Below are 19,637 nucleotides of genomic sequence, written 5' to 3'. Positions count from 1 at the left end.
CATTTCCTTTTTCAGCGACCGGTCACGCCGCGTCGCCCGCGGCGGAGAGCTGTCTGTCCATCTCCTGGCCCGCCTCCCGCACGGCCTCCGCGTAGAGACCGATGTCGCTCGGCCCCACGATCAGAGAATGGCCACGGGTCTGCAGCTCTCCATAGGTCCGGAGCGGCCGGCCGACGGTGCCCATCGGTTTGCCCGTCGCGCGGATCGCCGCCTCCGTCTCGCCGACGTAGGCCTCGACCTCTTCCTCGGTGAGCCGCTCGAGCTTGCCGATGGAGCCGGCGAGGTCGTGCGGGCCGAGAAACAGCATGTCGATCCCCTCGACCGCGGCGATTTCTGCGATGTTCGGAACAGCCTCGCGATGTTCGATCTGCGCCAGCAGGAACAGCTCGTCGGTGGACTCGCTGACGTACTGGGGTCGCGCCCCGTAATGCGAGGCCCGCACGATCGGCGCGGCATAGCCCCGCGCTCCCTTGCCCGGATAGCGACAGGCGGCGACGGCGGCCTCGGCAGCGGCGCGGTCGTTGACCATCGGCACCATGATCGTGTGGATCCCGAGGTCGAGGATCCGCTTGAGATAGACCTGGTCGTTCCAGGGCACGCGCACGATGTAATGGCCGCCCGCGGCCTCGACCGCGCGCACCATCTGGACCGTCGACGCAAGGTCGCCCTGACCGTGCTCGTTGTCGATCAGCACGCAGTCCCAGCCCGCCCAGATAGCGGCCTCGGCCAGCGTGGGCGAGGCAAGCTCCTGCCAGATCGCCCGGACGGTGCGCCCTTCGGAGAGCTGCTGACGCAGCCAGTTTCTCGACGTCATCTGGAAACCCCTTTCCGTGTTCTTCCCGCCCGCAGCACCTCGCGCACGGTCCGCAGGATCAGAAGACCCCAGAGGCCGAGCGTGAGGATGCCGAGAACAAGCGAGTATTGCCTGTCGAAGAAGCCCATGAAGTCGCCCTGCGCCTTGATCATCGAAATCATGAAGTTGTCCTCGATGATTTTGCCGAGCACGATCCCGAGGATCGCGGGCGCGAGCGGGATGCCGTTCTGCTCCATCAGATAGCCGACCAGACCGAGCGCGAGCACGATCCAGACCGCGGTGACGGTGCCGGCAATGGCGAAGGCGCCGACCAGCGAGAACAGCAGGATCACCGGCGCCATGACCGCTCGCGGGACCTTCAGGATGTAGGTGGAGGCGAGGATCGCGAGGATCCCGACCGGCACCATGATAATGTTGGCGACGAGGAACGAGCCGAAGAGCGCCGAGGTCAACTCCGGCTGATCGACGAAGATCCGCGGCCCGGGGGTCATGCCCTTGAGCAGCAGCACCCCGATCGCGATGGCGGTGACGCTGTCGCCGGGGATGCCGAAGACCAGCGCCGGCGTCCATGCCCCGCCGATGGCGGCGTTGTTCGACGACCCGCCCGCCGCAATGCCCTCGTAGCTGCCCTTGCCGAACTTCTCGGGGGTCTTGGAGAACCGCCGCGCCAGAGCATAGGAGATCCAGGCCGCGATATCGGCCCCTGCCCCCGGCAAGGCACCCACGAGCGTGCCCAGCACTGAGGAACGCGCAAGCGTCCCCGGAAAGCGGACGACGATGCGGAAGGCGCCGGCCAGCGCGCGGCCGACCTTCTCGGTGATCTGGGTCACGGCTTCCTTGGGTTTCTCGAGGTTCTGCACCGTGCGCAACACCTCGGAGAAGGCGAAGATCCCGATCATCGCCGGGATGAAGCTGATCCCGTCGAGCAGGTCCGGCACGCCGAAGGTATAGCGCGGATGGCCCACTGCCACGTCGATGCCGACCGAGGCGACGGCGAGGCCGATACACAGGCTGGCGAAGCTCTTGGGCACCGTACCGCCGCCGACGAAGATCGCACAGGTCAGGCCGAGGCAGGCCAGCCAGAAAGTCTCGAAACTTGAAAAGCTGATCGCAATGCGCGCGAGCTGCGGCGCGATCAGCATCAGGATCAGCACGCCGACCACGCCGCCCACCGCCGCGGTGAAGAGCGAAACGAACAGGGAGGTTCGAGCGTGGCCCTCCTGCGACAGCCGGTGCGCGTCGTCGACATAGGCCGCCGAAGCCGGTGTACCCGGAATCCTCAACAACGTCCCCGAGACGTCACCGGCGAAGATCGCGGTGGTCGTGGTGGCGACGATGGCGCTGATCGCGGGGATCGGATCGAGGAAGAACGTGAAGGGCACGAGGAGCGCCACAGCCATTGTGGCGGTCAGCCCGGGCACGGCGCCTACGAAGCAGCCATAGAAGGTGGCGATGGCGATGATGGCGAGGTTTTCGGGCGCCAGGACGGTCATTAAGACATCTGGGGTCATGTCGGGCCTACCACGCGATCGGTTCGAGCAGGCCCCAGGGCAGCGGGACGTGCAGGAAGGAGTAGAAGATCAGGTGCACCAGCGCGGTGACACCCACGGCCAGCAGGATCGATTTGAACCAGTTGATCCCGAACAGGATCAACAGCACCAGCAGCATCGGGAAGGCGACGAGGTGAAATCCGAGCTTGTTGAGAAACAGCGCGAAGAACACCACGCTGGCCAGCACCGCGCCGGTGTTGATCCAGGCCTGCCGGGACATCGGTGGACTCGGCTCGGCCACGGGGACCGACGCGGCGCGCTTGACGAGCCCCGTGGCGAGGATCAGCAGACCGCAGATTATCAGGCCGCTGCCGGCGATGCTTGGAAAGAGCCCCGGGCCGTGCGTCATGCCCGCGAGCGTGGGAAAGGTGCGTGCCTCAAGGACAAGCCAAGCCCCGAAGGCTGCCAGAACGGCGCCCGTGGCGACATCTTTGTTCATCATGGGTCAACTCTCGACGTGCGGTTCGAGATGGTGTCCGGGGCAGCTGTTTTGGGGGGGGAGGCGCTGCCCCGGACTTTGCGGAATGGCATCAGCCGGCGCGAATGGCCGTCAGTTCGCCATGCCGATCGCCTTGATCGTGTCGCCGAGCGCCTGGTCGTTCTTGACCATCAGGGCCGCCAGGTCCTCGCTGCCCATCAGCACCACATCGGCGCCCCGGCTGGCCTTGAAGTCGGCCCATTCCTGGGTCCCCATCACCTTGAGCGCCGCCTTCTCGTAGGAGCAGGCGATCTCGGGATCCATGCCGCCGGGTCCGGAGATGGTGATGTTGGCCGCAAGCGTCCAGCCGGAGGCCAGTTCCTCGGCCGTCGTTGGGATGTCCGGCAGCGCGGCCATGCGCTCGGTGTGCATGTAGCCCAGGCCCTTCAGTTCACCCTGTTCGATGAGCGTCTTTGCTTCGGATTGCGCCACGGTTACCACGTCGACGCCACCGGCCATCAGTTCCTGCATCGCCGGCCCCGCGCCTTGCGAGGGGATCCAGCGGATAGCCTGAGGATCCATCCCCTCGGCGTTGAGCAGGCCGGCCAGCGCCAGGTGCCAGATGCCGCCCTGCGAGGTGCCGGATGCGGTCAACTCGCCCGGGTTCGCCTTGGCGTATTCAAGCACTTCCGTCACGGAGCCGAATTCGCTGTCGGCCTTCACGGTGAAGCCGGCCGGCACCACGTCCACCAGCGCGATTGGGGTGATGTCCTCGTGGGTAAGGTCGGTCAGACCCACCCAGTGCATCGTGTTGATCTCGACCGTCACGGCGCCGACGGTATAGCCATCGGGCTCGGCGCGGGCGATTGCCGAATGGCCGGTCACCCCGTTGCCGCCGGTGCGGTTGACCACGTTGAACGGCACACCGAATTCCTGGCTCAGCAGGCTGGCAAGCATCCGCGAGTTGGCATCGGTGCCGCCACCGGCCCCCCAGGGCACGATGTAGGTCACGGCGCGTTCGGGCTTCCAGTCGCACTCGGCCGCAGCCTGGGTCGCGAGCACGGCGCCGAATCCGAGGGCCGTGGCGCCCAGAAGTCTGGTCAGGTGGGTCGTCGTCATGGAATCCTCCCAAGATTCACACTGTTATGTGCTGTTTCCGGCGCGCGGTCCCGTCCTCCACGGGTCTCCCTGCACGTCCGAATAAAAGAACGGTAGCATTAGTCAATCGATTGAGCAACACTGGACTCACGGCCCTGACCGAGACGATCCGTCGCCCCCGGGTGGCACCGTCCGACGGGAAAACCAAAGGGAGGAGTGCAGGATGACGCCCCGCGTGACACTCAAGACCGTCGCCGCCACCGCAGGCGTTTCCGTGTCCGCGGTCTCGCTCGCGCTGCGTGACAGCCCGAGAATTTCCGAAGATAAACGCGCCGAGATCAAGCGGATCGCGAGCGAGCTGGGATACATATACAACCGCCACGCGGCCAACCTGCGGACCGGCACAAATGACACCGTCTCGGTCTGCGTCAACGATCTGCGAAACCCGGTCTTCGCGGAATTTGTTACCAGCATCGAGGAAGCGCTACGGGAAAGCGACCGACTGGTGCTGCTCTGCAATGCGCATGAGGAAGAGGAGGTTCAGGCCAGCTTCATTCGCCGGATGCTGGAACAGGGCTCCAACGGACTCGTGCTGTCCCCTGTGGCGGGTACGCGCGCCGAGGCGCTGCGCGAGGTGGTCGGGCCGCAGTTCCCGACGGTTCTGATGTCGCGCGGGCTCGACGACGAGAGTTTCGATCAGGTCGTGAACGACGATCCGCTCGGAATTCGGATGGCGGTGCACGCGCTTGTGCAGCTGGGCCATAGCAAGATCGGCTGGATCGGCGGCGGTCAGGACACCAGCACCGCCCGAGGGCGGTTCGAAGGCTTTAAGACCGGCTTACGGGAGGCCGGCCTGCCGATCGACCCCACGCTCGTCCTGCCGACGTCGCATACGACGTTGGAGGCCGGCCGCCGCGCGATGATCCAGATCCTCGATGCGGCGCCCGAGGTGACCGGCGTGCTCTGCTTCGGGGACCTGCTCGCGCTCGGCGCGGTCTCCGCCTGCCGGGAACGCGGCCTCGAGGTCGGGCGGGACATCTCGATCATCGGGCACGATGACATCGAGGAGACCGCCTATTTCGAACCGGCCCTCTCGACGGTGCATGTGCGTAAGCGGATGATCGGCCGCACCGCTGCGGAACTTCTGCTGCAACGGATCGACGCGCCCTTCGCGACGCCAGTTTCCCGGGTGATCGCGCCGCGACTGGTCTTCCGCGGCACGACCGGCCCGGCCCCATAAGTCGCGCCGTTCAGCTGAACACGAAATCGCTGGCGTCGAGATCGGCACCGAGGCCGGTGATCGTGATTTCCGTGCCGGCGAAGCCGATGATGGCGCGGTCGTCGGTCTGAAAGGTGATCTCGAGATCCTTGTAGCCGACCCCTTCGGCGGTGATGCAGATCACGTCCATTTCCTCGAAGCCCACGAGCGTATCGGCGCCGTCGTCGGCGGCGAAGACAAAGGTATCGGCCCCCGCCCCTCCGGTCAGCCGGTCATCGCCCCGGCCGCCGTTCAGAATATCATTGCCACGCGCCCCGATCAGGCGGTCGTTGCCGGCGCCGCCCGAGAGGTCGTCGTTGCCGGACCATCCGTCGAGGTAATCGTCGCCGGCCCTGCCGATCAGGATATCGTTGCCGCGATCCCCCTTGAGGTCGTCGTTCCCTTCGCCCCCGTCCAGCCGGTCTGCCCCGTCGCCGCCACGCAGCCTGTCGGCCCCGCCACCCCCGAGCAGCACATCCTCACCCGCGCCGCCCCACGCGAGATCGTCCCCGATGCCGCCGTCAAGGGTGTCGTTGCCGACACCGCCCGAGAGCCGGTCGTCCCCGCTCCCGCCGGAGAGCCAGTCGTCGCCGCCCTGCCCCGTCAGCGTGTCATTTCCCGCCTCGCCCCAGACGCTGTCGGAGCCGGCCGCGCCGGTCTCTCCGGTGTCACGGAACAGGTCGTCCCCGTCGCCGAGCCGGACCGAGTCTGCACCGTTGCCGCCCTCGACCACATCATGCCCGTCGCCGGCGTCGATCTCGTCGTCGCCGCGGCCGCCGAAGATCTGATCGTTGCCCTGCCCGCCGGACAACACATCGTTGCCCGCCTCGCCTTGCAGCAGGTCGCTTCCCGCGCCGCCATCGAGGCTGTCCGCTCCACCGCCGCCATAGAGCGCATCGTTGCCCCGGCTTCCCTGCAACTCGTCCGCGCCATTACCGCCAAAGACCGTATCGGCATCCGCTCCGCCGATCAGCGTGTCGTCCCCGGCGCGACCGACCAGCATGTCGTTGCCCGCGCCGCCCATCACCGTGTCCGCCCCGAAGGTGCCGCTCTGGGAATTATCCTGAAACACGTCGTTTCCGGCTCCGAGGAACACCAGGTCGCGGCCGTTCCCGCCGAGGACGAGATCATCGCCCGTGCCGGCGTCGATCCGGTCGTTCTGGTTGCCGCCGTCGATCGTGTCGTCGCCCGCACCGCCCTCGATCCAGTCGGCGCCGGCGCCGCCGTGGATCCGGTCGGCGCCGCCCAGGCCCAGAAGCCTGTCGGCACTCCCCGAGCCCTTCAGGATGTCCGCCCTCTCGCTGCCAGTGTAGGCGTCGGGCCGGTCGGCATCCGTTCCGGTGCGGATGTCGTCAAGGAAAGTGACACGCAGAACGCCATAGGACCCGACTGTAAACCCCTGCTGCGCGGCGGCGTTCTCCTCCCCGGCGCTGATCGTCAGCACCGGCGTCGCGCCCACCTCGTCCGCCGACCCGTCCGCCCCGAGTTCGGTCATCCAGTAGAACTGGCCGTCGAGACCGAGCGACTCGAGGTCGAGCACGAATTTCTCCGCCGCCTCGGCGCGGGAAGCGATGAACACCACCGTCTCCGCGCCCTTGCTGTAGACATGGACATCGCCCGTGGTGCCGCCTTCGCGGGCGATAAGGTCCATCCCCTTCACGCTGTCCGACAGCAGCCGGAACGCCTCGCCCGCAAGCGAGAGCCCCAGATCCCCCTCGTTCCCGGCCAAGTTGGTGCTGTGGTACTGCTGAACCGGCCAGACATAGGCCGCGTCCACCCCCTGCTCCACCATCTCGGAGAACATCCACAGCAACGCCGAGGCCTGCTTAAGGCCCGTATCCTCCGTCCGCCCGTTGGCGGTGTTCCACTCCGTGATGTGGTATTCGATCCCGGCAAAGCGCGCGTCCTCCAGCCAGCTCTGCTGCCTCCCGAAGTAATAACCGAAATTCGCCAGCTCCTCGTAGCTGCCCCAGGTGTAGTAATGCGCCACGACCGCATCGATGGCGGCGACGGCCGCGTCGCTCAGCCCTTCCATGATGACGTCGTTCTGCAGGTGGCCGGGATCGGTGGAATAGCGGCCGTACTGACCGATCTGCACGGCGATCTCTGGCTCCTGCCAGCCGCGGGGGCCATCTCCAGATGCGGCGAAGTCGTCGATGGCCTCCTGCGCGGCCTCCGCGATCACGCTGGCGATCCGGGCGTATTCGGCGTCGGTCATCTCGCCAGAGAGCCAGTATTCGTTGCCGATCTCGATCCCCACGATCTCGGCATCACCGTATTTGCCCGCCAACACGTCAGCGACATAGGCCTTCACGTCGGCAAAGGCGGCGTCTGACGGATACCGGCTGCCGAGCTTGCCCTCGTCCAGCAGCGACCCGGTCGGGATCACCAGGTTGACCCCGACGCCCGCAGCACCGGCCTGCGCGAGGAAGGTCGAGAGCGGCAGCAACTCGCGCGTCTCGCCGCGCATCGGATCCCAGATGCTAGTCCGGTCGGGGTCGTTGATGTCGAAATACCATTCGGTGATCGAACCGCCGGGATAACGGATGTTGGTCAGCCCGAGCTCGCGGATCGCCTCGTCATAGGTGCCGGCGTCCATGCGGTCGCGGTCGATCAGGAAATTACCGCCGAACATGGCGTCGTCGACATGGCCAAGGGGGGAATCGGATTGGAATTCAATACGTGTGGTCATCGGGCGGCCTCGTGTCCTGTACCGGAGGCGCCGACGGCGGTTCGCCGGCGTCCTGAACTCCCCTCGATCAGGACGCCCGCGGGCTTGGTCCCCGCTTAACGAAGCGTGGCCGCAATGTGGAACTTCGTTTAGATTTGCATCAATCTCTCGGAGAAGATCTGTCTGGATCGAATCCTGAGTATGATTTGTTTTATACTTTTCAATACAATGAGGGCCGATCCTCACGGGGTGCCTGCACCGAAAGGGTTGCAAGCCCGGTAACATTGATCAGCAGGTCCGCCCCGGGCGTCGCGCTGCCTGTGATCGTCTGCAACGGCGACCAGCCCACTCAGGCGCCAACGCGCGGCGTTAACCATTTGCCAAGGAAATCGATGCTAACGAAACGTTAACGGCGTAGTCTCGGCCCCATGAAACCGCGCCATTCCCTCCTTCTGACACTGCCTGCCCTGGCCGCCTGCGGGCCGGCGCCGGATGTGCCTGTCGCGGTGACGTCTCGCGCGCCCAACGCCACCTTCGCCTGCATCGCACCTCGGCTGGAGCGGCTGCCCCTGCGCTACGACACCCGGCCGACGCCCGACGGATGGCGGATGGACCTGATGGTCTTTGCCGGCCCGCCCGCCGGCTGGTATCGCAACGGCACCATCGAGCACAACGGCGGCACCGTGCTCTATGCGCCGGACGGCGCCACGCTCGGCATCTTCCCGGAGCGCCTGTCCGAAGAGATCGCGCCGATCCTGCGCCGCTGCACCGGGCGTTGATCGGCCCGTCCACCGCTCAGAACTGCCCTTCCTTCACCGCCTCCATGGCGACATAGGTCGAGGTGCTGGCGACGTGCGGCAGGGCCGAGAGCTTCTCGGCCAGAACCTGCCGGTAGCTCACGATATCGGAGGTGCGCACCTTGAGCAGGTAATCGAAATTGCCGGCGATCAGGTGGCATTGCTCCACCTCCGGGATCGTGCGGACCACGCGCTTGAACTCGGCCAGCGCCTTTTCGCGGGTGTCTGTCAGGCGCACCTCGACAAAGGCCACATGGGCCCGGCCAAGGCGGATCGGGTCCAGCATCGCCTGGTAGCCGGTGATCACGCCTTCCGCCTCAAGCCGCTTGAGCCGCGCCTGGGTCGGCGACTTCGAGAGCCCGATCCGACGCGCAAGATCGGTCACCGGGATACGGCCCTCGGCGGACACGACATCGAGGATGGCGTGATCGAAGGAATCGAGGGGCTGGTTGCTCCGAGTCACAGCGGGCAATTCTCCTGCTTCTGAACTCCATTTCGATCCTATCGACCGCCAGATGGCGAACATAGGGAAATCAGACCGCCCCGGAGCGCATATCATTTCCCGAGCTCCACTTACAGGCATGATCATGACCCAGACGCCCGACACTGCCCGCGCGCGCCTTCGCGCCCTCCACCTGCCCGACGAGGCTGCCTGCCTCCGGGACCTGACCGCCATCGCGGATCTCTCCCCCGAGGCGCGCGGCGCCATCGGAACAGACGCCGCGGGCATCGTGGAGGCGATCCGGAAGTCGGACGACCCGGGCCTGATGGAGATGTTCCTTGCCCAGTACGGGCTCTCCACCGACGAGGGCATCGCGCTGATGTGCCTGGCCGAGGCGCTGCTGCGCGTGCCGGACGCCGCCACGATCGACGCGCTGATCGAGGACAAGATCGCGCCGTCGGACTGGAACCGGCACATGCGCAAGTCCGCCTCCATGCTGGTCAACGCCTCGACTTGGGGCCTTCTGCTCACCGGCAAGGTACTCGACAGCGATCATCCGGGGCTGGCCGGTACCCTGCGCGGCGCCGTGCGCCGGCTGGGAGAGCCGGTGATCCGCACCGCCGTCGGTCAGGCGATGCGCCAGATGGGCAACCAGTTCGTGTTGGGAGAGACCATCGATTCCGCGCTGAAACGGGCTGCGAAGATGGAAGCCAAGGGCTATGGCTACTCCTACGACATGCTTGGCGAGGCCGCGCGGACCGAGGCCGACGCGCTGCGCTACCACGCCGCCTACCTGACGGCGGTCAAGAACATCGCGCCCGCGGCGAAGTCGGAGGACATCCGCTCCAATCCGGGAATCTCGGTCAAGCTTTCCGCCCTGCACCCCCGCTTCGAGGTGAGCCAGCGCGACCGGGTGATGAAGGAGCTGGTCCCGCGCATCCGCGACATCGCGGTGGCCTGCAAACATGCCGACATGGGCCTGACCATCGACGCAGAGGAAGCCGACCGGCTGGAGCTGACCCTCGACGTCTTCGAAGCGGTCGCCCGCGACCCGGCGCTGGCCGACTGGGACGGTTTCGGGACGGTGATCCAGGCCTATGGACCGCGCGCGACAGCCGCCATCGACTGGATCGTGGCGCTGGCCGAAGAGCTCGACCGCCGTTTCACCGTGCGGCTGGTCAAGGGCGCCTACTGGGACGCCGAAATCAAGCGCGCGCAGGTTTTGGGGCTCAAGGGCTTCCCCGTCTTCACCCGCAAGCCGCTGACCGACGTGAGCTACATCGCCTGCGCCCGCAAGCTGCTGGCCGCCACCAGCCGCGTCTACCCGCAGTTCGCCACTCACAACGCGCATTCCGCCGCGGCGATCCTGCACATGGCGCAGGACCGCGACAGCTTCGAGTTCCAGCGCCTGCATGGCATGGGAGAGCGGCTGCACCAGATCGTCAAGGACCGCGAGGGCACCCGCTGCCGGATCTACGCCCCCGTCGGCGCGCACCGCGACCTGCTGGCCTATCTGGTGCGCCGCCTGCTGGAGAACGGCGCCAACTCCTCCTTCGTCAACCAGATCGTCGACGAGGCTGTGCCCGCCACCACCGTCGCGGCCGATCCCTTCGACGCCGCAGCGGCGGCGCTGGCGAAGCCGACCCCGGTGATCCTGCCGGCCGAGATCTTCGGCGCCGACCGCCGCAACGCCCGCGGCTGGGATCTGACCGCGCCGGAGGATCTGGCCGAGATCGACGCCGCTCGCGCCCCGCAACGCGAGGCCCGCTTCCGCGCCGGGCCGATCGTCGCCGGACAGGGCTATGACGGCGACGGGCTGGAGATCCTGAACCCGGCCGATCCTTCCGACATCGTCGGCCATGTGGTCGAGACGCCGGCCGAGCTGATCGAGGCCGCACTGGAGGCCGCCCGGCCGTGGGATGCCTCGCCGGCCGAACGCGCCGCCGTCCTCCGCCGCGCCGCCGCGCTCTACGAGGAGAACTTCGGCCTGTTCTTCGCACTTGCCGCCCGCGAGGCCGGCAAGACCCTGCCCGATGCGGTGGGCGAGCTGCGCGAGGCGGTGGACTTCCTGCGCTACTACGCCAGCGGGATCGCCGGGCTCGAGCGGCCCGCCCGCGGCACCTTCGCCTGCATCAGCCCGTGGAACTTCCCGCTCGCGATCTTCACCGGCCAACTCTCCGCAGCACTCGCCGCCGGCAACGCGGTGATCGCCAAGCCTGCCGAGCAAACCCCGCTGATCGCCGCCGCCGCCGTGCGCCTGCTGCACGAGGCCGGGGTGCCGGGAACCGCGCTGCAGCTCCTGCCCGGCCGCGGTGAGACCGTGGGCGCGGCGCTCACCTCGGATCCGCGGATCGGCGGCGTCTGCTTCACCGGCGGCACCGACACCGCGCAGATCATCAACCGCTCCATGGCCGCCAGTCTCGCGCCATCGGCGCCGCTGATCGCCGAGACCGGCGGGCTGAACGCGATGATCGTCGACAGCACGGCCCTGCCGGAGCAGGCGGTACGCGACGTCCTGGCATCGGCCTTCCAGTCCGCCGGCCAGCGCTGCTCCGCCCTGCGCTGCCTCTACGTGCAGGAAGACATCGCCGAGGACCTGCTGGAGATGCTCGAAGGCGCGATGGAATGCCTGCGCCCCGGCAATCCCTGGGATCTCTCCACCGACCTCGGCCCGGTGATCGACGCCGAGGCGCGCGCCACGATCGAGGCCCATGTGGCAAAGGCAAAGGACGAAGGCCGGCTGATCCACCGGCTCAAGGTTCCCGCGACTGGCCTCTTCACCGGCCCTGCGGTGCTCCGGGTCTCCGGGATCGAGGCATTGGAGCGCGAGATCTTTGGCCCGGTGTTGCATGTCGCCACCTTCCGCGCCGAGGAACTGGACGCAGTGATCGACCGGATCAACGCCACCGGATACGGGCTCACCTTCGGCCTGCATACGCGGATCGACGACCGGGTGCAGGCCGTGGTGGACCGGGTCGCGGCCGGCAACATCTATGTCAACCGCAACCAGATCGGCGCCGTGGTCGGCTCCCAGCCCTTTGGAGGTGAAGGTCTCTCCGGGACCGGCCCCAAGGCGGGCGGGCCGGAGTATCTGCCCCATTTCACCGCCCCGCACTCGCCGGAAACGGCCGCGGGTGGACAACAGGGAACAGCGGAGCTGGCATTGATCCGCAACGCGCTCGCCGCCGCCGCAAAGGCGAAGGCCCCGATCGCGCGTCACGAGTTGCCCGGCCCGACCGGCGAATCCAACCGTCTCTCCACCCTGCCCCGCGCGCCCGTCCTCTGCCTCGGACCGGGAGCGGAGGCGGTTGCCGCCCAGGCCGCGGAGGTCCGCGCCGCCGGTGCCACGCCGGTCGAGGTGACGGGCGCCCTCACTCCCGCGGCGCTCACGGAACTCGACGGCTTCTCCGCCGCTCTCTGGTGGGGCGACGCGGAGACCGCGAGAGACCTGCGCAAGGCGTTGGCGGCCCGCACGGGCCCGATCCTGCCGCTGGTCACGGGCTCAGGCGAAACCGCCCCGTTCCAACTCGAACGGCATGTCTGCGTCGACACAACGGCATCGGGCGGAAACGCGGCACTCCTGGCGGCCGCCTCTCAGTAGCCCTCAACCTCGCCGTTTTCCAAGCCTCCTCGTGGGGAGTCCCGGGCCCTCTGTCCCGGGACGGAGGGGGCAGACAGGCCCCTTCTTGCCTGTGCCGCCGCGCCGTGCCATGGGGGCGGAGAAGACGCGCACATGACATTACCCTCCTCTCTCTGGCCGCGGATCGCGCTGGCTGCCATCATCGGCATTCTCTCGGGCGGCCTTGCCGCGCGGGTGGGCCTGCCGCTGCCCTGGATGCTGGGCCCGATGCTCGGCTGCGGGCTGGCCGCGCTGGCGGGCGCGCCCCTGCACGGCCCTGTGCCGGCGCGCGGCGTCGTGGTGCCGATCATCGGCGTGATGCTCGGCTCGGGCTTTCACCCGGAAATGCTCGGCCACATGGCCAACTGGACCGGCACCTTGATCCTGCTGCCCGCCTTTCTCGCCGTGGCGACCGGCGCCAGCTTTGCCTTCTACCGCCGTGTCGGCGGATATCGTCCGGTCGACGCCTTCTTCTGCGCCGCGCCCGGCGGGTTGAACGAGATGGTGATCCTCGGCGGCGCGTCTGGCGGGGACGAGCGGCGCATCGCACTCGCACACGCGCTGCGGGTCTTCCTCGTGATCTCGATCATCGCGCTGGTCTATGCGCTGGTGCTCGACATCCGGGCCGCCCGGGGGGCGCAGACCTGGGTCGGCCTCGGCGACCTTGCGCTCAAGGACTGGGCGGTGCTGGGCGGCTGCGCCATCCTCGGCGCCCTACTGGCAAAGCCGCTGCGCCTTCCGGCACCGCAGCTCTTCGGCCCCGGCCTGCTCAGCGCCGCCGCCCACCTGACGGAGATCGTCACGCTGCCGCCGCCCTCGATCCTGGTGATCGCCAGCCAGATTACCATCGGCACCATCCTCGGCTGCCGGTTCATCGGCGTGAAGCCGCGCGAGATGGGGCGCGACATGGCGCTCGGGCTCGGCGCGACGCTGATCCTGCTCTGCGTCACCACGCTCTTCGCGGCGCTTCTCGGCCCCCTGACCGGCACGTCGCTGGCCGAGGGCGTGCTGGCCTATTCGCCGGGCGGCCTGACCGAGATGTCGCTGCTGGCGCTCGCCATGGGGCAGGACGTGGCCTTCGTCTCGACCATGCATATCGCGCGCATCGTGATGGTCGTTTTCGGGATGCCCCTGGCATTCCGGACCTTCGGCGCGCGCCTCGGTGGCTCCCCGCCGGAGGACGGCGACGGCTGACCTCCCGCGTTGCAGATCTGCCAACTTTCATTGGCGGATCGAGGCGCGGAAGCGATTTCGCTACCCCTGCGTCAGGTTTCGGTGTTGAGATTTTCGGACAACAAACGCGGCACCGGTCGTCCGGGAGACCGCAACAAAGCGAGCAGAACAATGAACGACCACCAGATCCCCGCCTCCAAGACGGCGCCGGAACGGCCGCCCGAGACGCGCAAGCGCCGTGCACCGCGCACCGAACAGGCCTCTCCCGCCCCCGAACCGGGGCGTCATCCGCTCTACGTCTTCACCGACTTCGCCAGCATCTGAACCCGGAGCGCCGGCAGACATCAGCTTCCTCTTGCCCGGCCCCGCCGGGCAAGTAGGGTTGCGCCATGTCAGAGCCCGTGTCCAGCATACGCAACCTCGGTCCAGCGATGGAGACCGCCTGTGCCCGCGCCGGGATCAACTCGGCCGAGGAGTTGCGAGCGCTCGGCGCGGATGAAACCTACCGACGGCTGCTGATGACCGGCACCCGTCCCCACTTCATCGGCTATTACGTGATCGAGATGGGGCTGCACGGCCGCCCATGGAACGATTGCAAGGGCGCCGAGAAGGAGGCGCTCCGCGTCCGTTTCGACGCCATCGTCGCCAGCGTGACGACCAGCCCCGACCACGGGATCGAACGCATCCTCGACGAGATTGGCGTCGGCCGGCACCGCTGACCCCGCACATCGACGACGAAAAAGGCCGCACCCCGGGAAGGGAGCGGCCTGATCACGCCGGGCGTGAGGATCGAAAGGGTCAGCCGACCAGTTCGAGGCCCGAGAAGAAATAGGCGATCTCGACAGCGGCGGTTTCCGGGGCGTCGGAGCCGTGGACCGAGTTCTCGCCGACCGATTCCGCGAACTCGGCGCGGATGGTGCCGGCGGCCGCTTCGGCGGGGTTGGTGGCGCCCATGACTTCGCGGTTCTTCGCGATCGCGTTCTCGCCTTCCAGCACCTGCACCACGACCGGCTCGGAGGCCATGAAGGAGGTCAGCTCGTCGAAGAACGGGCGCTCCTTGTGAACGGCATAGAACACGCCGGCCTGATCCTTGGTCAGGTGGATGCGCTTCTGGGCGACGATGCGCAGGCCGGCATCCTCGAACTTGGCGTTGATCTTGCCGGTCAGGTTCCGCTTGGTGGCGTCCGGCTTGATGATGGAGAGGGTGCGTTCGATGGCCATGGGATGTCTCCTGTCGGCAGCTTTGAAAGTTGCGCGGGCCGTAGCATGGGCGGGCGGGGTTGAAAAGACCTGGCGGGCGGGACCGGGGCGCTGCCCCGGACCCCGGGGTATTTGACCAGGGAGAATGGCGAGGGTGAGCGCCGGCCGCGTTGACAGTGCCTCCGCGCTCGGGCAGAGGCGTGACCATGCTGAAGCTCACCGACATCTCCTATTCCGTCGAAGGACGGCCGCTCATCGAGCATGCAACCGCCGTGATCCCGACCGGCCACAAGGTGGGTGTGGTGGGGCGCAACGGAACCGGCAAGACCACGCTCTTCCGCCTGATACGGGGCGAGCTGACACTGGAGACCGGCAGCATCGAGGTGCCGCGCGGCGCGCGCATCGGCGGCGTGTCGCAGGAGGTGCCGGGCAACGAGGTTTCGCTGCTCGACACTGTGCTGGCGGCCGACACCGAGCGCGCGGCGCTGATGGCCGAGGCGGAGACTGCGACCGACGCCGCGCGCATCGCCGAAGTGCAGACCCGACTTGCCGATATCGACGCCTGGTCGGCGGAGGCGCGCGCCAGTTCGATCCTGCGCGGCCTCGGTTTCGAGCCCGAGGAGCAGGCAATGCCCTGCTCCGCCTTCTCGGGCGGCTGGCGGATGCGCGTTGCGCTGGCTGCGGTGCTGTTTTCCCAGCCCGACCTCCTGCTGCTCGACGAGCCGACCAACTATCTCGACCTCGAGGGCGCGCTCTGGCTGGAGACCTATCTCACGCGCTATCCCCACACGGTGCTGATCGTCAGCCACGACCGGGCGCTGCTGAACCGCTCGGTGGGTGCGATCCTTCACCTGGAGGACCGCAAGCTCACGCTCTACCAGGGCCCCTACGACACCTTTGCCGAGACCCGCGCGGCGCGGCTGGCGGCGGCGGAGAGCGAAGCGCGCAAGCAGGAGGCCCGACGGGCGCATCTGCAAAGCTATGTCGACCGGTTCCGCTACAAGGCCGACAAGGCGCGGCAGGCGCAGTCGCGGCTGAAGATGATCGCGCGGATGAAACCGATCTCGACGCCGCAGGAAGCCGCGCTGCGCCGTTTCACCTTTCCCGAGCCGGAGGAGCTGCCGCCCCCGATCATCGCCACCGAGGGCGCGGCGGTGGGGTATGGCGAGACAACGGTGCTGTCGCGCCTGTCGCTGCGGATCGACCAGGACGACCGGATCGCGCTGCTGGGACGCAACGGCGAGGGCAAGTCGACGCTGTCGAAGTTCCTTGCCGGACGGCTCGAGGCGCAGAAGGGCCGGATCACCCGGTCTGGCAAGCTGCGCGTCGGCTATTTCGCGCAGCACCAGGTTGATGAACTCTACGTCGACGAGACGCCGCTGGAGCATCTGCGACGGCTCCGGCCAGACGAGGCGCCGGCGAAGCTGCGGGCGCGGCTCGGCGGCTTCGGCATCGGTGCGGAGCAGGCCGACACCACGGTCGGACGCCTCTCGGGCGGCCAGAAGGCGCGGCTCAGCCTGATGCTGGCCACGCTGGACGCGCCGCACCTGCTGATCCTCGACGAACCGACCAACCACCTCGACATCGAGAGCCGCGAGGCGCTGGTGGAGGCCCTCACCGCCTATTCCGGGGCAGTGATCCTTGTCAGCCACGACCTGCACCTGCTGAGCCACGTGGCCGACCGGCTCTGGCTGGTGTCCGGTGGCCGGGTGGCGCCTTTCGACGACGACCTGGACGCCTACCGGGCGATGCTGCTGGAGCGCGACCGGCCGGAGAAGCCGAAGGACGAGACCAAGCCCAAGCGGCCCAGCCAGGCGGCGATCCTGGAACTGAGGTCCGACCTCAGGAAATGCGAGCAGCGCGTTGAAAAACTGTCGGAAATGCGCGAGACGCTGGCCGAGCGACTGGCCGATCCGTCGGTCTATGACGAGGCCAACCGCGACCGGCTCGACCTCTGGCAGAAGAAATTCGCCGAGGTCGAGGAAGCGATGGAGCGGGCCGAAGCGCTCTGGATGGACGCGGCCGAGCGGCTCGAAGCGGCGCAATCGGTGGGCGCCTGACCCGTGGCAAGGGGCGTGACCTGCGCGGCGGTTCGGCCTAAGGAAACGGAATGGACCTGACCTTCTTCATCAGCGCCTTCGTGACGCTCTTCGTGATCATCGATCCGATCGGGCTGGCGCCCGTGTTCCTGGCGCTGACCCAGGGCATGAGCAAGGAGACCCGCAACGCCATCGCGCGGCGGGCGATCGTGATCTCTCTGGGCCTGCTGACGCTGTTCGGCCTCGCGGGCGAGACGGTGCTGGATTTCGTGGGGATCTCCTTTCCCGCCTTCCGGATCGCCGGCGGGATCCTGCTGTTCCTGACCGCGCTCGACATGCTATTCGAGCGCCGTACCGCGCGGCGCGATCATACCGCCGAAGAGGACGACCGCCCCGATCCCTCGGTCTTCCCGTTGGCGATTCCGCTGGTCTCAGGCCCCGGGGCGATCACCACGATGATCCTGCTGGTGGGCCAGGCCGACGGCACGGTGCAGGTCGCTGGCGTGTTCGTGGTCATGGTCGCGGTTCTGGCCGTCGTCATGGTGATGTTCCGCGCGGCCGGCCTGCTGGAGCGGCTTCTGGGGCGGACCGGCACGGTCGTCGCCACCCGGCTGCTGGGGATGCTGCTCGCGGCGCTCTCGGTGCAGTTCGTGCTCGACGGCCTGCGCGGGGCCTCCCTGCTGCCCGCCTGAGCGAGAACCCTCGGGGCTGGCGGCGGGGCCTCCTGCCCCCTACATGTTCCTTCGGAGCCGCCAGTCGAGGGAGAGGCCATGAGCGCCGACCAGACCGCATCGCTGATCTATCTCATGCTGCTCGGCAGCGTGATCGCCGGGTATTTCTTCCTGTCGAACCGGCAGTCGATCGGACGCAGCCTGCGCCAGGCCGGTCTCTGGGCGCTGATCTTCATCGGCGTCATCGTCGCCTACGGGCTCTGGGGCGACCTGCGCAACACGCTCCTGCCGCAGCAGGCGGTCTTTTCCGAGCAAGGGCGAGTCGAGGTTCCGATGGGCAATGACGGGCATTTCCACATGGTGCTGCAGGTCAACGGCACGCCGGTGCAGTTCGTCGTGGACACCGGCGCCACCGACATCGTGCTGAGCCAGAAGGATGCCGAGCGCGTGGGCATCGAGACCGACAGCCTCCCCTATCTGGGCACCGCCAACACCGCCAACGGGCGGGTTCAGACGGCGCGGGTGCGTCTGGAGGAGGTCGCGCTCGGCGACATCCGGGACACCAACGTCGCGGCGGTGGTGAACGGCGGCGAGATGCAGGGATCGCTGCTCGGCATGGCCTATCTGAACCGTTTCGCCGAGGTCACCTTCGGCGGCGGCAAGATGATTCTCACCCGCTAAGGCCCGGAAACTGCAATCTGTCCTCTCCGCTTTGACAGGCATCATGGCGCGGGCCGTCCGGGATGGCCTATGATAAGATAGGGAGTCCCGACGCGGCACTCCTGGCGCGTTCGGTGGCGCTCCCGCAACGAGGAGGGAGCGATGTCACAGATCAGGACCATGAAGACCATGCTGGCGGCAGCGGCCGTTGTCGCCCTTGCCGCGGGGGCCGCCTGGGGCCAAGAGAACCAGAGCGGCCGGGCCGAGTACCTTGGTGCATGTGCAAGCTGCCACGGCGTTGACGCCCATGGCGGCGGCGAGGTCGCGAAATACCTCAACGTCGAGGTTCCGGACCTGACCACGCTGGCCGAGCGCAATGGCGGCGTCTTCCCGATGCTGGAGGTGATCCACATCATCGACGGCCGCAGCGGCGTGCGCGGCCATGGGGACGAAACCCCTGTCTGGGGCACCGGCTTCCGGCTGACCGACCGCGAGGCGCTCGCGGCGTCGGGTGAAATGCCCGCCTGGGGCGACCTGTTCCGCTCGGCCATCGGCGAGGATGCCGGCCCGTTCGGCGCGGAAACCATCGTGCGCGGACGGATGCTGTCGCTGGCGCTCTATCTGGAGTCGATCCAGAAATAGGCGCACTGGCACAGGCCGGAAGCGGCAAGAGTTAAGCGGTGGGGGGGAGCTTCGGCTCCTTGGGTGAGTGGCCCCGCCGGGGGACACCCCGGCGGGGTTTCCTGATGACCGGCACCCGGGCGCCGCTCAGCGTTCGGCTTTCTTCTCCCAGCGACCGCCCTCTTCGGACCAATACTGCGCCGAGGCCCCGGCTTCGGTCAGCACCTTCCACTGGCCGCGGGCGTGCTGCACCGCCGCCTCGTTGCGCCCGTCAAAGAGGATGCAGGCCCGCTCCAGCTCGGCGACTTCGTCGGCGCCCACCGGGGCGCCGTCGATCGCCATGAGGCAAGTGGCCCCGTTGGCGATCGCGGTGTCGCTGGTCAGCAGCACCGGCTGGTCGGCATCGTGCGGACCGCCCGCCAGCCCGTGTGGCAGGAACCCCTCCTCCGGCCCCAGCCAGAGCTTCTCGTCCAGCCAGCGCAGACGGTCCGTATCGGTCCCGCGCACGACGACACGCCAGCCGCGCTCCCGCGACTTCTCCAGCAGCATCGTCAGCGTGACCTCCAGCGGGTTCCGCGTCAGGTGGTAGAAGAGCGCCTGCCCCAT

General features: G+C 67.8%; 18 protein-coding genes. 10 read left to right on the top strand and 8 right to left on the bottom strand.

The window, feature by feature from the left end; all coding sequences use genetic code 11:
* Positions 1-22: 22 nt before the first annotated feature.
* The 4 genes from ACFQ2S_RS09005 to ACFQ2S_RS08990 form a co-directional block, all read right to left on the bottom strand.
* Positions 23-814, bottom strand: coding sequence for an HpcH/HpaI aldolase family protein (locus tag ACFQ2S_RS09005; protein ID WP_386074105.1), 792 nt, complete (start codon positions 812-814; stop codon positions 23-25).
* Entirely contained in the window at positions 811-2,325 is a 1,515-nt protein-coding gene (locus ACFQ2S_RS09000; RefSeq protein ID WP_386074104.1) for a tripartite tricarboxylate transporter permease, read from the bottom strand. The genes ACFQ2S_RS09005 and ACFQ2S_RS09000 overlap by 4 nt, the downstream gene beginning before the upstream one ends.
* A gap of 7 nt (positions 2,326-2,332) precedes the next feature.
* Complete coding sequence (locus tag ACFQ2S_RS08995) at positions 2,333-2,806, bottom strand: tripartite tricarboxylate transporter TctB family protein (protein ID WP_386074103.1); 474 nt, start codon at positions 2,804-2,806, stop codon at positions 2,333-2,335.
* A gap of 108 nt (positions 2,807-2,914) precedes the next feature.
* Entirely contained in the window at positions 2,915-3,901 is a 987-nt protein-coding gene (locus ACFQ2S_RS08990) for a tripartite tricarboxylate transporter substrate binding protein (RefSeq protein ID WP_386074102.1), read from the bottom strand.
* Between the two features lie 214 nt (positions 3,902-4,115).
* Here ACFQ2S_RS08990 and ACFQ2S_RS08985 point away from each other — a divergent pair, with 214 nt between their 5' ends.
* Positions 4,116-5,120 (top strand): LacI family DNA-binding transcriptional regulator, encoded by a 1,005-nt coding sequence (locus tag ACFQ2S_RS08985; RefSeq protein ID WP_386074101.1) that lies wholly within the window; start codon positions 4,116-4,118, stop codon positions 5,118-5,120.
* Positions 5,121-5,130: 10 nt separating this feature from the next.
* Here ACFQ2S_RS08985 and ACFQ2S_RS08980 read toward each other — a convergent pair whose 3' ends face one another.
* Positions 5,131-7,830: a calcium-binding protein gene (locus tag ACFQ2S_RS08980; RefSeq protein WP_386074100.1), complete on the bottom strand. Its 2,700-nt coding sequence runs from the start codon at positions 7,828-7,830 to the stop codon at positions 5,131-5,133.
* A 407-nt stretch (positions 7,831-8,237) separates the two neighbouring features.
* Between ACFQ2S_RS08980 and ACFQ2S_RS08975 the strand changes: the two genes are divergently transcribed.
* On the top strand, positions 8,238-8,588 hold the full coding sequence (locus ACFQ2S_RS08975; RefSeq protein ID WP_386074099.1) for a hypothetical protein: 351 nt from the start codon (positions 8,238-8,240) through the stop codon (positions 8,586-8,588).
* A 16-nt stretch (positions 8,589-8,604) separates the two neighbouring features.
* Here ACFQ2S_RS08975 and ACFQ2S_RS08970 read toward each other — a convergent pair whose 3' ends face one another.
* Positions 8,605-9,069, bottom strand: coding sequence for an Lrp/AsnC family transcriptional regulator (locus ACFQ2S_RS08970; RefSeq protein WP_089231887.1), 465 nt, complete (start codon positions 9,067-9,069; stop codon positions 8,605-8,607).
* A gap of 124 nt (positions 9,070-9,193) precedes the next feature.
* Between ACFQ2S_RS08970 and putA the strand changes: the two genes are divergently transcribed.
* The 4 genes from putA (at position 9,194) to ACFQ2S_RS08950 (ending at position 14,559) form a co-directional block, all read left to right on the top strand.
* Positions 9,194-12,649 carry a bifunctional proline dehydrogenase/L-glutamate gamma-semialdehyde dehydrogenase PutA gene (gene putA / locus ACFQ2S_RS08965; protein ID WP_386074098.1) on the top strand — a complete coding sequence of 1,152 codons (3,456 nt, stop codon included), beginning with the start codon at positions 9,194-9,196 and terminating at the stop codon, positions 12,647-12,649.
* 132 nt (positions 12,650-12,781) lie between these two features.
* The gene (locus tag ACFQ2S_RS08960; protein ID WP_386074097.1) at positions 12,782-13,861 is read left to right on the top strand and encodes an AbrB family transcriptional regulator; all 1,080 of its coding nucleotides are present in this window, start codon (positions 12,782-12,784) and stop codon (positions 13,859-13,861) included.
* 150 nt (positions 13,862-14,011) lie between these two features.
* On the top strand, positions 14,012-14,164 hold the full coding sequence (locus ACFQ2S_RS08955) for a hypothetical protein (protein ID WP_176442777.1): 153 nt from the start codon (positions 14,012-14,014) through the stop codon (positions 14,162-14,164).
* Positions 14,165-14,229: 65 nt separating this feature from the next.
* Positions 14,230-14,559, top strand: a complete 330-nt coding sequence (locus ACFQ2S_RS08950) for a TfoX/Sxy family DNA transformation protein (RefSeq protein WP_386074096.1) — start codon at positions 14,230-14,232, stop codon at positions 14,557-14,559.
* Between the two features lie 79 nt (positions 14,560-14,638).
* Here the strand turns inward: ACFQ2S_RS08950 and ndk are convergent, their stop codons facing one another.
* Entirely contained in the window at positions 14,639-15,061 is a 423-nt protein-coding gene (gene ndk, locus ACFQ2S_RS08945; RefSeq protein WP_089231892.1) for a nucleoside-diphosphate kinase, read from the bottom strand.
* A 185-nt stretch (positions 15,062-15,246) separates the two neighbouring features.
* Here ndk and ACFQ2S_RS08940 point away from each other — a divergent pair, with 185 nt between their 5' ends.
* From ACFQ2S_RS08940 to ACFQ2S_RS08925, 4 genes are all read left to right on the top strand, one after another.
* Entirely contained in the window at positions 15,247-17,100 is a 1,854-nt protein-coding gene (locus tag ACFQ2S_RS08940) for an ABC-F family ATP-binding cassette domain-containing protein (RefSeq protein ID WP_386074095.1), read from the top strand.
* Between the two features lie 50 nt (positions 17,101-17,150).
* Positions 17,151-17,771 (top strand): MarC family protein, encoded by a 621-nt coding sequence (locus ACFQ2S_RS08935; protein ID WP_386074094.1) that lies wholly within the window; start codon positions 17,151-17,153, stop codon positions 17,769-17,771.
* Between the two features lie 78 nt (positions 17,772-17,849).
* Positions 17,850-18,431, top strand: a complete 582-nt coding sequence (locus ACFQ2S_RS08930) for a retropepsin-like aspartic protease family protein (protein ID WP_089231896.1) — start codon at positions 17,850-17,852, stop codon at positions 18,429-18,431.
* Between the two features lie 141 nt (positions 18,432-18,572).
* Positions 18,573-19,052, top strand: coding sequence for a c-type cytochrome (locus ACFQ2S_RS08925; RefSeq protein ID WP_386074093.1), 480 nt, complete (start codon positions 18,573-18,575; stop codon positions 19,050-19,052).
* A 126-nt stretch (positions 19,053-19,178) separates the two neighbouring features.
* Here ACFQ2S_RS08925 and ACFQ2S_RS08920 read toward each other — a convergent pair whose 3' ends face one another.
* Positions 19,179-19,637: a DNA polymerase III subunit chi gene (locus tag ACFQ2S_RS08920; RefSeq protein WP_386074092.1), complete on the bottom strand. Its 459-nt coding sequence runs from the start codon at positions 19,635-19,637 to the stop codon at positions 19,179-19,181.

Source organism: Tropicimonas aquimaris (assembly GCF_042676185.1).
GTDB classification, from domain to species: Bacteria; Pseudomonadota; Alphaproteobacteria; order Rhodobacterales; family Rhodobacteraceae; genus Tropicimonas; species Tropicimonas aquimaris.
The sequence above is the reverse complement of the archived record's forward strand: the minus strand, read 5'-3'. Positions and strand labels throughout refer to the sequence as shown.

What these genes read in the sequence shown, in the direction of transcription:
- ACFQ2S_RS09005 (WP_386074105.1), bottom strand. Translation starts at nt 814, where the DNA reads ATGACGTCGAGAAACTGGCTGCGTCAGCAGCTCTCCGAAGGGCGCACC.
- ACFQ2S_RS09000 (WP_386074104.1), bottom strand. Translation starts at nt 2,325, where the DNA reads ATGACCCCAGATGTCTTAATGACCGTCCTGGCGCCCGAAAACCTCGCC.
- ACFQ2S_RS08995 (WP_386074103.1), bottom strand. Translation starts at nt 2,806, where the DNA reads ATGATGAACAAAGATGTCGCCACGGGCGCCGTTCTGGCAGCCTTCGGG.
- ACFQ2S_RS08990 (WP_386074102.1), bottom strand. Translation starts at nt 3,901, where the DNA reads ATGACGACGACCCACCTGACCAGACTTCTGGGCGCCACGGCCCTCGGA.
- ACFQ2S_RS08980 (WP_386074100.1), bottom strand. Translation starts at nt 7,830, where the DNA reads ATGACCACACGTATTGAATTCCAATCCGATTCCCCCCTTGGCCATGTC.
- ACFQ2S_RS08975 (WP_386074099.1), top strand. Translation starts at nt 8,238, where the DNA reads ATGAAACCGCGCCATTCCCTCCTTCTGACACTGCCTGCCCTGGCCGCC.
- putA (WP_386074098.1), top strand. Translation starts at nt 9,194, where the DNA reads ATGACCCAGACGCCCGACACTGCCCGCGCGCGCCTTCGCGCCCTCCAC.
- ACFQ2S_RS08960 (WP_386074097.1), top strand. Translation starts at nt 12,782, where the DNA reads ATGACATTACCCTCCTCTCTCTGGCCGCGGATCGCGCTGGCTGCCATC.
- ACFQ2S_RS08955 (WP_176442777.1), top strand. Translation starts at nt 14,012, where the DNA reads ATGAACGACCACCAGATCCCCGCCTCCAAGACGGCGCCGGAACGGCCG.
- ACFQ2S_RS08950 (WP_386074096.1), top strand. Translation starts at nt 14,230, where the DNA reads ATGTCAGAGCCCGTGTCCAGCATACGCAACCTCGGTCCAGCGATGGAG.
- ndk (WP_089231892.1), bottom strand. Translation starts at nt 15,061, where the DNA reads ATGGCCATCGAACGCACCCTCTCCATCATCAAGCCGGACGCCACCAAG.
- ACFQ2S_RS08940 (WP_386074095.1), top strand. Translation starts at nt 15,247, where the DNA reads ATGCTGAAGCTCACCGACATCTCCTATTCCGTCGAAGGACGGCCGCTC.
- ACFQ2S_RS08935 (WP_386074094.1), top strand. Translation starts at nt 17,151, where the DNA reads ATGGACCTGACCTTCTTCATCAGCGCCTTCGTGACGCTCTTCGTGATC.
- ACFQ2S_RS08930 (WP_089231896.1), top strand. Translation starts at nt 17,850, where the DNA reads ATGAGCGCCGACCAGACCGCATCGCTGATCTATCTCATGCTGCTCGGC.
- ACFQ2S_RS08925 (WP_386074093.1), top strand. Translation starts at nt 18,573, where the DNA reads ATGTCACAGATCAGGACCATGAAGACCATGCTGGCGGCAGCGGCCGTT.
- ACFQ2S_RS08920 (WP_386074092.1), bottom strand. Translation starts at nt 19,637, where the DNA reads ATGGGGCAGGCGCTCTTCTACCACCTGACGCGGAACCCGCTGGAGGTC.